At 71.9% G+C, this 12,743-nt stretch carries 10 protein-coding genes and 1 pseudogene; 4 read left to right on the plus strand and 7 right to left on the minus strand.

Annotation, left to right across the window (positions count from 1 at the left end):
* Positions 1-394: 394 nt before the first annotated feature.
* Positions 395-2,092 carry an amidohydrolase gene (locus A6P39_RS42740; RefSeq protein WP_275884337.1) on the minus strand — a complete coding sequence of 566 codons (1,698 nt, stop codon included), beginning with the start codon at positions 2,090-2,092 and terminating at the stop codon, positions 395-397.
* A 335-nt stretch (positions 2,093-2,427) separates the two neighbouring features.
* Here A6P39_RS42740 and A6P39_RS42745 point away from each other — a divergent pair, with 335 nt between their 5' ends.
* From A6P39_RS42745 to A6P39_RS42755, 3 genes are all read left to right on the plus strand, one after another.
* Positions 2,428-3,387 (plus strand): zinc-binding dehydrogenase, encoded by a 960-nt coding sequence (locus tag A6P39_RS42745; RefSeq protein WP_275884338.1) that lies wholly within the window; start codon positions 2,428-2,430, stop codon positions 3,385-3,387.
* Positions 3,388-3,533: 146 nt separating this feature from the next.
* A complete protein-coding gene (locus A6P39_RS42750) occupies positions 3,534-4,718 on the plus strand; it encodes an acyl-CoA dehydrogenase family protein (protein ID WP_275884339.1) in 1,185 nt (394 codons plus the stop codon).
* 49 nt (positions 4,719-4,767) lie between these two features.
* Complete coding sequence (locus tag A6P39_RS42755; protein ID WP_275884340.1) at positions 4,768-5,772, plus strand: NADP-dependent oxidoreductase; 1,005 nt, start codon at positions 4,768-4,770, stop codon at positions 5,770-5,772.
* A 164-nt stretch (positions 5,773-5,936) separates the two neighbouring features.
* Here A6P39_RS42755 and A6P39_RS42760 read toward each other — a convergent pair whose 3' ends face one another.
* From A6P39_RS42760 to A6P39_RS42770, 3 genes are all read right to left on the minus strand, one after another.
* Complete coding sequence (locus tag A6P39_RS42760) at positions 5,937-6,365, minus strand: hypothetical protein (RefSeq protein ID WP_275884341.1); 429 nt, start codon at positions 6,363-6,365, stop codon at positions 5,937-5,939.
* A 93-nt stretch (positions 6,366-6,458) separates the two neighbouring features.
* Positions 6,459-6,932, minus strand: coding sequence for a Dps family protein (locus tag A6P39_RS42765; protein WP_275884342.1), 474 nt, complete (start codon positions 6,930-6,932; stop codon positions 6,459-6,461).
* 67 nt (positions 6,933-6,999) lie between these two features.
* Complete coding sequence (locus tag A6P39_RS42770; RefSeq protein WP_331454229.1) at positions 7,000-7,548, minus strand: TetR/AcrR family transcriptional regulator; 549 nt, start codon at positions 7,546-7,548, stop codon at positions 7,000-7,002.
* A gap of 216 nt (positions 7,549-7,764) precedes the next feature.
* Here A6P39_RS42770 and A6P39_RS42775 point away from each other — a divergent pair, with 216 nt between their 5' ends.
* Positions 7,765-8,196, plus strand: coding sequence for a hypothetical protein (locus A6P39_RS42775; protein ID WP_275884344.1), 432 nt, complete (start codon positions 7,765-7,767; stop codon positions 8,194-8,196).
* Between the two features lie 85 nt (positions 8,197-8,281).
* Here the strand turns inward: A6P39_RS42775 and A6P39_RS42780 are convergent, their stop codons facing one another.
* From A6P39_RS42780 to A6P39_RS42790, 3 genes and pseudogenes are all read right to left on the minus strand, one after another.
* Complete coding sequence (locus A6P39_RS42780) at positions 8,282-8,536, minus strand: helix-turn-helix domain-containing protein (protein WP_331454230.1); 255 nt, start codon at positions 8,534-8,536, stop codon at positions 8,282-8,284.
* 141 nt (positions 8,537-8,677) lie between these two features.
* Entirely contained in the window at positions 8,678-10,966 is a 2,289-nt protein-coding gene (locus A6P39_RS42785) for an ATP-binding protein (protein ID WP_275884345.1), read from the minus strand.
* A gap of 751 nt (positions 10,967-11,717) precedes the next feature.
* A pseudogene (locus A6P39_RS42790) lies at positions 11,718-12,602 on the minus strand (class I SAM-dependent methyltransferase); the annotation flags it as partial.
* Positions 12,603-12,743 lie beyond the last annotated feature (141 nt).

The following is a 12,743-nucleotide window of genomic DNA, read 5'->3' on the forward strand; positions in this document are numbered from 1 at the left end:
CGCTGCCCAGAGGGCGTTGCCGAGAGCTGTCACGGTCCTTCTCCAGCAAGGGAGCGCGGCTGGTGCCGGGGTATCGGCGGCAGCGCTTCGAAGCCGTCGGCCGACCAGTGGCTCCGTGCCGCGGCAACCGGGGACGTTCCGCGACGATGGCGTCCTCCCGGACCGCCGAACGTGCGGCACAGGTCGTTCCTGATGACGCGCTTCGGCTGCTTCCTGCCGACCAGGTTCCGCTCGGCGACGGACATCATGTGCTCGGTGACGCGGCGGTCCTCCAGGCCGGCCCTGTGCTCGCCGCGGCCCAGCGGCACAGTGCCCGAGGCCGGCGGACGAGGCCCCGCTCGTGGCCTCAAGGGGAGGATGTCCACGAGCGGGGAGTGCGCGGTGCGCGTGCGTGTCACGTCACGGGCGGCAGGTTGGGTCCGGTGGTGCCCAGCTGCTCGGTGGACACCACCGGCGGCACCGGCCAGGTCACACCCTTCGGCGGCCAGCTCTGCCCGGTCTTCTTCAGGAAACCGGCCGGCGGCTCGTACAGCGGCGGCTGGTTGCCGTCGGGGATCATCGAGGCCCACGCGACGCCCTCGGTACGGTTCTTGAACTCCTGCTTCATCGCGTCAAGTTGGTCCGGCTGCTCGATCAGGTCGACGGCGCCGGCCGCCAGGTAGCGGGCGGCGGACAGCAGGGCCTGGTGGCCGATGTTGGTGGCCGCCGTCGCGGTGACGCCCCAGTTGTGGTTCGGGATGCCCGGCGGGTAGGCCGCGGACAGCAGCACGGCGGTGGGTGCCTGCCAGCTGATGTCGGCGGTGTCGGTGGCCAGTCCGCCGGTGTAGGCGGCCGCCGGGGGAGCGAGCGGGGTCAGGCCGGTCGGCATGCCCGCCTCGGGCTTGCCCAGCGACTTCTGGACGGCCTTCGCCAGCGCGTGGTCGGCGTCGGTGAACTTGGGGGCGCCGATCTGCTGCATGTTGTCGTTGAGCAGCTCCGCGCCGGCCTTGTTGGCCAGCAGGTTCCACGTCGCCGAGTGGAACTTGTGCACCAGGCGGGTCTGGCTGGCCTGCGCCGCAGCCTTCCCGCACTCCACGATCTTGTCGTACAGCACCTGGGCGCGCGCCGGGCTGCCCTCGCGGACGAAGAACCAGATGGAGCACATGTCCGGGGTCACGTTCGGCGCGCCACCGCCGTTGATGATCGCGTAGTGGAACCGTCCGGACGGGGCGACGTTCTTCTCCCGCAGGTACTCCGACATCGTCGCCATCAGCAGGGCGCCGTCCAGGCCGCTCTTGTTGCCGAGCGGGGTGCCGCCGTGGCCGGAGGCGCCGAGGAAGGTGAAGGTGGCCGATACCAGCGCGCTGGTGGTGTTCCAGAAGGGCACCGTGATGTTGAAGGGATGCCAGTCGAGGAAGGCGTCGAGGCCGTCGTAGACACCCTCCTTGACCGCGTACGCCTTGCCGACGAGCTGTTCCTCGCCCGCGCTGCCGAACAGCTTGACCCTGGCCTTCAGCCCGCCCGCGCGGATCGCCTGCGCGACGGCGATGGCGGCGGCGGTGCCGCCCGCGCCGAGGCAGTTGTGGGCGTCTCCGTGGCCGGCGCCGTAAGTGGGGCCGTAGGCGTCGTAGTTGTAGACCAGCGGGTCGTGCGCGCCCACGCCGCTCTTCTGCGACAGCCCCGGCAGGGCGTCGTACTCGGCGTTGAAGCCGAGGACCGGGCCGTCCGTGCCGTAGGTGGCGACGAAGGCGGTCGGGAAGCCCGCCGAGCCCCACTCGACGGTGAAGCCGTTGTCCTCCAGCAGCTTGGCGTGCGCGAGGGAGGACTTCCACTCACGCAGCGACAGCTCCGCGTTCGTCCAGACGTCGTCGCTCAGCTTGGTGATCGCGCTCTCGTTGGCCGAGATCCAGTCCAGCGCGGCCTGCTTGGCGGCGGTGTTCTTCGCCAGCCCCTTGGGGGCCCGGTACGTGGTGGGGGAGACACCGGTCTTCTCGTCGTACCCGAGGGTCGCGGCGAGCACCGGGTCGGCCTTGAGGACGGCCGCGGTGGTCGCGGTGGCGCCCAGTCCGAACATCTTCAGCAGGCGTCTGCGGCCAGGGTGGAAGTCGTTCACGTCAGTCTCGTCCTCGCAGTGTGTGGAAAGGGCCGGACGACCGGCTCTGCAACATGTGAGTGCGCTGTGCCGCCATAGACACGTGTTTCTTGCGTGCAGGCACATCTTGCACTACACGGCGGCACGGAAATCGATCAGTTTCGGCCTCGTGGTGCGCAACGGGCCTACGGGACCGGGTCGTTCGTCTCCGGATCGGGTGTGAACCTTTCGCGGCGCCGGCTCCGTTTCCTGTATGAGCCCGCAGCCGCTCCAGCGGCGGCGGGACGCAGCGGCCGTCCTGCGCCCCCCGTCGGGACGGCCGCTTCCCCGTTCACAGGCCCAGCTGGGAGTGATCTGTGCAGGCTTTCCGATACGTGGCCAAGGGCGAACCCCTGCGGCTGACGGACGTGCCGGACCCCGTGCCGGACCCGGGCTGGGTCGTCGTGCACGTCGAGGCCGCCGGATTGTGCCACTCGGACGTCCATGTGCTCGACGGCACGATCGAGCCGACCCGGCGGCCGCCCTTCACACTCGGTCACGAGGTCGCGGGGACCGTCCTGACCCTCGGCGCGGGGGTCGAGGAGTACGCGGTGGGCGACCGCGTCGCCGTCGCGATCGTCGCGCACCCGCAGGTCCAGGCGCACTACGCGCCGGGCATCGGTGTCGACGGCGGCTACGCCGAGCGGCTGGTGGCCCACGCCTCCACTCTCGTACCCGTGCCCGACGGCGTCTCCACGGTCCACGCGGCCGTCGCCACGGACTCGGTCGTCACCGCCTACCACGCCGTCCGCACCGAGGCCGGGGCCAGGCCGGGCGATGTCATAGCCGTCGTCGGCCTCGGCGGTCTCGGACTCAACGGAGTCCGCACCGCGGTGCTCGCGGGCGCCACGGTGTACGGCGTGGACATCAACCCGGACACCTTCGAGGCGGCCCGCGCGGCGGGGGCGAGTGACTGTTTCACCGACCTTGCCGCGGTCGCCGACCTGCGGCCCGACGCCGTCGTCGACTTCGCGGGCGTGGGGTCCACGACGTCCGGCGCGGTCGATGCCGTACGCCGTCGGGGCCGGGTGGTCCTCGTGGGCCTGGGCACGAACACCACCGGCTTCTCCACCGGCAGCCTGGTCCGTAAGAGCGTCGAGCTGCGCGGCTCCTACGGCGCCAGTAAGGACGAACTGCGGCAGGTGCTCGACTTCATCGCCCGGGGGCGGATCGAACCGGTCGTGGAGGAGATCCCGTTCGCCGGTCTCAACGAGGGCCTGGACCGGATCCGCCGTGGCGCGGTCCGGGGACGCCTGGTCACCCGCCCGGGTAACTGACACCGGTCCGCCCGCCTTCCGCCTCGTGGCGGAAAACACCTCACACGTCCTACGTGCCGGGGAAGGTGTGTTGACGCTGTCCGCGGCAGATGGTTGGGTCCCTTGATCCGGTACCGCAACACACCTGCGCGGAAAGCTTTCTGACGATGCCTCACAACCCAGCCGCCATTGACCAGGACCGGGCGGGCTCAGCGCCACTGCACGAAGCCGTACGGTGCAGCGCCGACCTCGCCCGCGCCCTGGCCCCCGCCACGGAGGAACAGCGGTCGCTGCCGAGGGAACTCGTCGACGCGCTGATCGACAGCGGGCTGCTGCGGGCCGGGGTGCCGGCGTCCCTCGGCGGACCCGAGATGCCGCCCGTCAAGGTGCTGCAGGCCGCCGAGGCGGTGGCACGCGGGGACGCCTCGGCCGGGTGGTGCACGGCCATCTCGGCCACCACCAGCCTGCTGAGCGCCTACCTGCCCGCCCAGGGTGCCGCCGAGGTCTTCGGGGACGCGCGCTCGGTCGCCTCGGGAGTGTGGGCGCCCACCGCCGAGGCGAAGCCGGTGGCGGGCGGGGTGCGCGTCACCGGCCGCTGGGCCTTCTGCAGCGGGGTGGGCCACGCGGACTGGCTGATCGCCGGCTGCGTCCTCGCCGACCCGGACGCGGTGCGGGGCGCCGCTCCCGTGCTGCGGATCGCGGCCATGCCCACGTCCGATCTGGAGGTCCTGGACACCTGGCGCACCAGCGGCCTGCGCGGCACCGGCAGCCACGACGTCGTGGCCGACGACGTGTTCGTGCCCGCCCACCGGGTCGCCTCGCTGGTCGACGGGCTGCCCTCCGACGCCGCCGCGCTGCACCGCTTCCCGCTCTTCGGGTTCTTCGCCCTGTCCGTCGCCGCGGCCGCCCTCGGCAACGCCCGGGGCGCCCTCGACGATCTCGTGGCACTGGCCTCGGTCCGCCGCCCGTCCGGCTCCAACAGGACACTCGCCGAACGGAGTTCGGCACAGGCCGCAGTGGCACGGGCCGAGGCGTCGCTGCGCGCCGCGCGCCTGCTGTACTTCCACTCGGTGGCCGAGGCCTGGGAGGCGGCACGGCAACCGGAGCCCGTCTCCACGGAGTTGCGCGTCGGGCTGCGCCTCGCGGCCACGCACGCGGCCCGGACCGCGGCCGAGGTGGCTGCCGCGATGTACGACCTGGGCGGCGGAGCGGCGATCTACGAGGACTCGCCCCTGCAGCGCAGATTCCGTGACGCGCACACGGTGACCGCCCACCTCCAGGTGAACGCCGCGACCTACGAAGTGACGGGCCGCCACCTGCTGGGCCTGCCCATCAGCACCGACCGGCTGTGAGGGCCGGGCCCGCCCCGACCGCAGCACCACTCTCGAGATGGAGACGAACGTGACCCGGACCAATGCCCAGTACCGCCTCGCGGCCCGCCCCGTCGGCCTGCCCGCGGCCTCCGACTTCGAGTACGTCGAGGAGTCCGCCCCGCAGCCGGGCGAGGGCGAGTTCCTCGTCCGGGTCGACTACCTCTCCCTCGACCCGGCGATGCGTTCGTGGATGAACGAGGGCCGCAGCTACGTGCCCCCGGTCGGCCTGGGTGAGGTGATGCGCGCCGCCGGCATCGGGCACGTCGTCGAGTCCCGGCACCCGGCACACCCCGTGGGCGAGGTGGTGAGCGGCCTCTTCGGAGTCCAGCGCTACGCGGTCAGCGACGGCGCGGACGTCGCCCCGGTCGACCTCTCGCTGGGCCAGGCACCGGTCCACCTCGGCGCGCTCGGCTACAGCGGACTCACGGCCTACGTCGGCCTGCTCGACATCGGCCGTCCCGCGCCCGGCCGAACGGTGGTCGTCTCCGCGGCGGCCGGCTCCGTCGGGGCGCTGGCCGGGCAGATCGCCAGGATCAAGGGGTGCCGCGCGATCGGCATCGCCGGAGGTCCCGACAAGTGCCGCTTCCTGGTGGAGGAACTCGGCTTCGACGGCGCCGTCGACTACAAGGCCGGGAACGTGCGGGCACAGGTGAGGGACCTCGCGCCGGACGGCGTGGACGTCTTCTTCGACAACGTCGGCGGCGAGATCCTCGACGACGTGCTCACCACGCTCGCCCACGGGGCCCGGGTCGTGATCAGCGGAGCCGTGTCGCAGTACAACTCCGCCCAGGGCGTGCGGGGCCCGTCGAACTACATGCAACTGCTGGTCAAGCGGGCCTCCATGACCGGCTTCGTCATCTTCGACCACGCGGCGCGCTATGCCGAGGCACGGGCCGAGCTGGCCGACTGGCTGCGCTCCGGGCAGCTGAAGGAGCGCACCCATGTGATCTCCGGCGGCGTCGAGCGGTTCCCGCAGGCGCTGCTCGGGCTCTTCGCGGGCGAGAACACGGGCAAAGCGGTGCTGGCACTGTGAGGCGGCCGGCGCCGACGGCGGCGAGCCCGGCGAGCTGCTCCCGGCGCGGCCCGCGCCTCTCCCCACGCAGTGGACGTACGGGGGACGGCAGTTCGCGCTGCCGGCCCCTCAGGGTGTGAGCGTCGTGCACCGGTGGTCCCGGCGGGCCGGGGGCCGGGGGCAGGTCATGCGGCCTGCAGGGGCACCGCGAAGGACTTGCGCAGGGACGGGGGAGCGGCGACCGGCAGCAGTGCGGCGAGCATCTTGCCCTTGAGCGTGCTCGGCTGCCGCGTCAGCTCCACGTCGACCCGGGTGCCGTCGCCCTCGGGAGTCATCCGGAAGACCCAACCGCCGCCCGCCCCGAAGAGCTTGGAGTCGAGCGTGGTGATGGTGACCGTGTCACCGTCCGGCTCCCACTCGTAGCGCGCGCGCTCCCAGGCGGCGGCGGTGCCCTCGGTGACCTCGGCCCAGGTGTCGCCGAGTTCGTGGACCTGGAAGTGTTCGGCGTCGATGGTGGGCCAGGCATCGGCGCGCGAGGGGCCGAAGTCGGTCAGCACCCCCAGCACGTCCTTCGGGCCGAGCGTGGAGACGAGATGGAACCGTACGACTGCCATGGGGGCTTCCTCACCAAAGAGTAACTGTCTTGACCGGTGACGAGAGGGTTCCATGAACGGTCGTAACCCGTCAAGCCGGTTACTTCGAGGGTGTCAACCCCGGTTCTCGGCCTGGAACATCCAGCTCTGCTTCTCCAGGTCGGCGGCCAGGCCGATCAGCAGGTCCTGCGTCACCGCGTCGGCCGGGCCGGTGCTCTCGATGCGTTCCCGCACCCGTTCGATGACGGCGGAGAACGTCTGTACCAGCGCCTCGACGGCATCGACGTCCTTCGTCCAGCCCGCGGGGAAGTCGGGGACACCGCTGGTCGCGGCGACGGTGGCGGCCCGCCCGTCCGGGCTGACTCCCAGCGCCGCGGCGCGTTCCGCCACCGTGTCGGCGTACTCGCGCGCGGTGGTGACCACCTCGTCGAGCTGGAGGTGGATGGAGCGGAAGCGTGGCCCGTACAGGGTCCAATGGGCCTGCTTGGCCACCAGGGACAGGTCGAGCAGGTCGACCAGCGTCCCCTGCAGGGCGCTCCCCGCGATCACGCGCTCCTTGTCCGGCAGCGGGCTGTTGATGACCGTCATGGGTATGCGGTTCCTTTCCGGATCGTCGCCAGTGCCCTCATTGTCGGAGCCGTCGGAGCGTTTCGGATCAGTCGTTTGACTGTCGCTCGCAGAGGTCTGGAAGTGGATGACCGAAAGGCGTGAGGCCTCGGTCCAGAACCCGCAGCGCCCCGGCGACGGCGGATTCCAGGAACGCCCGGTCGGTGTGTGCCTGGCCCATGACATGTATGCCCTGGATGAACGTGGTGAGGAAACGGGCCGCCTCCACCGGGCTGAACTCGTCCTCCAGCTCTCCCCGGGTCCGGGCGCGGCGCAGTGCCTCGGTCAGCACGGACTCCATGGCGGTCATGGTCACACGTACCTGCTCCACCGTGCTGTCGTGAGCCGCGCGTTCGGTGGCCGCGCCGACCAGGAGGCAGCCCCGCTCGGGGTCCGCCACATCGGCCGTGACCATCGTGAGCAGTAACTGCCGAAGGACCGTGCGGATGTCGGAGCCGGCCCGGAGGTCTCGGTCGAGATCCGCGAGCAGATCGTCGCAGTAGCGTTTCAAAGCCTGGGCGTACAGTCCGTCCTTCGAACCGAAGGCCGCGTACAGGCTGCCGCTGCCGATTCCCAGAAGTGTCGTCAGTCGTGGCATCGGCGTGGCATGGTAGCCCCGCCTTCGGAACAGGCCGATGGCCCGCTCCACCGCCACGTCCGTGTCGAATGCGCGAGGGCGCGCCACACCGAGATCCTTTCCTGTGAGGTGGACCATGAGCAGGTGGTTCCGGTTCGATATGGCCCGGGGGCGTGTTCGGCCCGGTGCCATGCGGTTAGCCTCAACCACATTGACGGCAACGGCCCGAGGACAAACATGCAGCATCTGAACCTCCCACTGGAGCCCGCCCACGCGCCGCGGCACGCCGCTGCCATCGTCGCGACCGCAGCCGATATCAGCGATGCCGACCTGGATTACAGCCCCGAGAGCATCGTTGTGGTGGAGGACATCGTCGACGGTTTCCGGGCCGAGGGCGTCTCGGACGACGACATGGCCGACTCCCTGATCGGGTTCGGCTGTTACGTCGGCGAGGTCCTCACCCGCCATGCCGGTGGAGCCTGGCGGCGCGCTTCGGCCGATCACCCGACGACCGTGCCCTTGGTCGTGGAGCTGCCCGGCGCACGCGAGTGCGACCCGATCGACTGGGTCTTCTGCCGCCTCAGATTCGGGGCCGACATCAGCATCCGTGACCTCTGCGCAGCGGTCGGTGCGGGAGACGAGTCCGCGGACGGGCACATGTCCGGGTGAAAACGCACATGCATGGCGAAAACGTATGCCTGGCACGGGTGCGCACCCGCACGCGGAAGGCCGCCCCGGAGGTGGCGGTCCGTCCTCAGGCCGCCTGATGGTCCCTCAGCACCTCGGTGAGCTGCGCCCGTGACGTCACACCGAGCCGGGGAAAGACGCGGTAGAGGCACACCACGACGGTCCGCGGCGAGAGATCGAGCAGTTCGCCGATCTCGCGGTTGGACAGTCCGCGGCCGGCCAGTTCGGCGATCCGCAGTTCCCGGGCGGTGAGCGGGCCCCTGGCCGCTGCCGGCCCGAGCGCGCCCGGTGCGGTGCGGGAGAGTGTGGCTTGTGCGTTCATCGATGCCCCCTGTTCTGCGGCGAACGGTTCCCCGGTCCCAGGGAGCGCTCTGCCGCCTGCTCCCATCCCACCGCGGCGGCGCCCGCGGATCCAGGCAGTTCGCATGCAGTTTGCCCCTGGCGGGCCGGGCGAGCGGGTACGTCACCGCTTGCCGGTCTCGCCCAGCGCCTTCGCCCCCTCCGTCTCTGCCGCCCTGGCTCGCATCTGCTCGGCGCGCGGATCGCCGATCGTGGTCAGCAGTTCGGCCGCTCGCGCCCAGCTCGCCCGCGCCTGCGCGCCGTCCCCGTGTTCCAGATGAGCCGACGCCATGTGGTCCAGCACCTCGGCCTGGTTGTAGGCGTCGAGTACCTCCTCGTACAGCCGCAGCGACCGCTGGTAGTCCGCGATGGCCGCGTCCAGCTCGCCCAGGCGTTGCCGGGCGTGGCCGATGCTGTCCCAGGTCGCGGCTTCACTGCGGCGGTTGCCGGTCTCCCGCAGTATGGGGATCGCCTCCTCGCACATGGCGATCGCCTGCCGGTGATCGCCGAGCAGGGTCAGGTACCAGCCGACGGCGTTGAGTTCGCGTGCGGCGGCCCCGCGGTTCCCGAGCCTCCGGTAGAGCGTCAGGGCGCGTCTGGCGTGGTGCAGGGCTTCGGTGTGGCGCCCCTGACGACCACGCACCCAGCCGATGCTGCGTTCGGTGGCGGCCTGTTGCGCCGGGTCCAGCCGGGGCAACTGCGCGAGCATCAGCCCGACCTGCGCCTCCGCCTCGTCGATCTGGCCCGACTCCGCCAGCGCGCGGGCCAAGGCCGCGCAGTTGCTCGCGATGGCGGTCGGATCGTCCAGCACGAGGGCCGCCTCCAGACCGATCTGCTTGGCCGCGATCTCGTCGGCCCAGCGGCCCATCACCGAGTAGTAACTCACCCAGTCCGCGGTGAGGTTCATGCGGTAGCGCAGCAGCCGCGGATCGTCCAGTGCGTGCAGGGCGGCCGTGACGGTCGCCTCCTCGCGACGGAACCACTCCAGCGCTTCCTCGCGGCTGTCGACCGCGACGCGTATCACGCCGGCGGTCAGGGAGCCGGGTGCCTCCGGCCCGGGGTGTGAGTCGAGGACGCGACCGGCGGCGGACGCGTTGTGGCGCAGGTAGTCCATCAGGCGTCTCTCGGCGCCGAACCGGTCGTCCCCCTCCTGCTCCACGAGTTCGGTGCCGTAGGCCCGTACCAGGTCGTGCAGCACGTACCGGCCGTCGGCGTCCCGCGACAGCAGGTTCGCCGAGGTCAGCGCCCGCAGCTCCCGCCGGGCCGCGGCCAGCTCGGCTCCGGCGAGCGAGGCGGCGGCCTCCGCCGACACCGACGGCCCCGGGCTGAGGGCAAGATGCCGGAAGAACCGTGCTGTCGCGGGCGTCAGGGCCCGGTACGACCACGAGAACACGGCACGGACATCGACGTGCCGGTCATCGGCGGACAGGGCGTCCAGCCGTGGCCGGGCCTCGCGCAGTTCGCGTACCCCCAGCCCGAGCGGGACGTCCGGGGACGCGCTCAGCTGCGCACCGACGATCGCGACCGCCAGCGGCAGAAACCCGCACAGCTCCACCAGCTCGGCGGCGGCCTCGGGCTCCGCCCGGCACCGTTCCTCGCCGATCCGTGCGGCCAAGCCCGCCAGAGCCTCCTGCCGGGTCCACACGTCCAGGGTCACCAGACTGGCGCCCTCGGCCACGGCCAGGCCCGACAGCCGGCTGCGGGAGGTGATGATGGCCAGGCACTCGGCCGAAGCCGGCAGCAGCGGCCTGACCTGTTCCTCGCTCCGCGCGTTGTCGAGGACGACGATCAGCCGGCGGGAGGCTGTGTGCGTGCGGAACAGAGCGCTGCGCTCAGCGGTGTCGCGCGGCACGTCGCCGCTGGGCACCCCGAGCGCGCGGAGGAACCCGCCGAGGGCCTCGCCGGGGTCGAGGGGCCGGCCGGTGTCCTCGAAGCCGCGCAGGTTGACATAGAGCTGGCCGTCCGGGAAACGGCCCGCCACCTGGTGCGCCCAGTGCACCGCGAGCGTCGTCTTGCCCACCCCCGCCATGCCCCCGATCGCGGAGACGACGACCGGCCCGCCCCGGCCGGCGACCTGGGAGGTGAGGCGGTGGGCGGACGCCAGCGCCTCCGCTCGGCCGCGGAACGCCGCGAGTGCGGGCGGCAGCTGCCTCGGCACCTGCCCGGGTGCCTGCCGCGGTGCCCGGCCCGTGCGACGCATCGTCGCCTCCACGAACCGGCGCCGCTCGTCCTCGCCCAGCTCCAGGGCGTTCATCAACTCGGTGAGCGTCGCCTGGCGCGGCAGGCTCTGCCCACGCTCCATGTCGCTGATGGCCCGGACGCTGACCCCGGACGCCTCGGCGAGACCCTCCAGCGTCAGCAGTGAACGCCGCCGCGCCTCACGCAACAGCCGGCCGAACGCCGTCCTGTCCATCCCCACCCCCCGGGCCATGTTCCGATTGCCCCTGCAGGCGGGCCCGCTGCCGCAGGACGCAGCGAACGTACCAGTTCTGGAATGGCCATTAAAGCAAGGGGTCTCACACCTGTCCGGAGCACGCTCCGTCGCCATCCCAGTCGTGTGACTGATACCGGCACGGGTGGGCCGAGCCGATCCTGGCCGAGACGGGTCTGGCCGTCGTCGTCCCGTGTCTCCATGGAGAGGTGTGACCGTGGTTACCAGAGGTCTCTGGCGTACGTTTCGGATACCGTTCGCGGCGCTCTGCGACCACATGGGTATCCGGAGTATCGCCGAGGCGGGCACCTCTTCCGGGGAGCCGTCCGCGAACGGGCTCAGCCGCTGGGGGTGAGGTGGGGGGTGAACCAGACAGCAGCCCTGAAGCCCTCCACGCGCACACATGCCCGCGCGCGGGTCACCCGCGCCCGGCCCCGGCCGGGAAACCCGCGGCGGTACGGGTGAACCCGGATGCGGTGCCGGACCGTTCCGCAGATGGGGAAGCATTCGCCGCCGTACGCACGCCGGCGTCGGATGTGGGAAGACCGGCGTCCAACTGTGGTCGTGAGGCCGGTTCCGCCCCGATCGGCGGCCCGGCCATCCGAGGCCGGGCCGCCGGCGTGTTCCCCCGGCCGTTTCGCCCCGTCCCCTCGGCCCGTGGTGGAGCCGCTTGCACGCGGACGTCCGGGTGGGTCTCCGCAAGCTCCGATCGCTGCGGGGTTCGGGCCGAGGAGCGCACGGCGAGGATCCACCGGTTGGCGGCCAGCGCGTCGTCCGGCACGGCTCGCAGAGTGTCGCCGTGGCGCCCCGGGACGTCGAACGGGGTGTGCACGGCCGTGCTCCAGCCCCGGGCGGCCAGGTCGGCGACCGGGTCCGGGCGGGGCGCCGTGCTGAACAGGGCGAGCAGGTCGATCCCGAGCCGCTCCCGCACCGCCGCGTAGACGGGGTAGTCGCGCTGCTCGGCCGGGTTCACCCCGTGCTTGACCTCGCAGCCGAGCGCGCTGCCGTGACCGCTGTGCGCGTTGATGGTCGCGAGCAGTTCCTGCTCCGCGGCCGGCGACAGATACGGCAGCAGCCCCTCGGCGAGCCACGCCGTCGGGTACGTCGGATCGAAGCCGGCCGCCGTCAGCGTGGCCGTCCAGTCCCGGCGCAGGTCGGCGGCGACGGCGACGCGTCCGGCACGCGGCACGGCATCCAGCGTGTCCAGGACGGACTGCTTGAAGGCGAGCACCTCCTCCTGGTCGATCTCGAAGACGGTGCTGCCGTCCGGCCACGGCAACCGGTAGGCGCGGGTGTCCAGACCGGCGCCCAGCACGACCACCTGACGGCAGCCGCCGGCCGCGGCGCTGAGCAGGAAGTCGTCGAAGACGCGGGTGCGCAGGCCGAAGAAGCGGGCCAGCCGGCCCCAGAGCGGATCGGTGTCACCGCCGGACACCTCGTCGAAGTGACGCGGCCACCCGGCGCAGTCGGGTGCCGCCCGGACGAAGTGCTGCGCGTACACGTCCCTGGCCTGTGCGTCCGGCCGCGACGTCTCGATCGCCCGTGCTGCGGCGACCAGTAAGGCGGTACGTCCCACACCCGCGACACGGGCGCTGCTTGTGGGGGCGGTGTCGGCCATGTCTCTCCTTGCGTGGCGAACGCCCTGAGTGCAGGGCTGTGCGTCGGGCGCGGTGGACGTGGTGGGCCGGGCCGCCGCACCGCCTGTCCGTAACACGTCGTGGGTGTGCGGGGAGTTCACCCGGCAGGTGTCCGTGCGCCC

It is taken from the genome of Streptomyces sp. FXJ1.172, assembly GCF_001636945.3.
Lineage (GTDB): Bacteria > Actinomycetota > Actinomycetes > Streptomycetales > Streptomycetaceae > Streptomyces.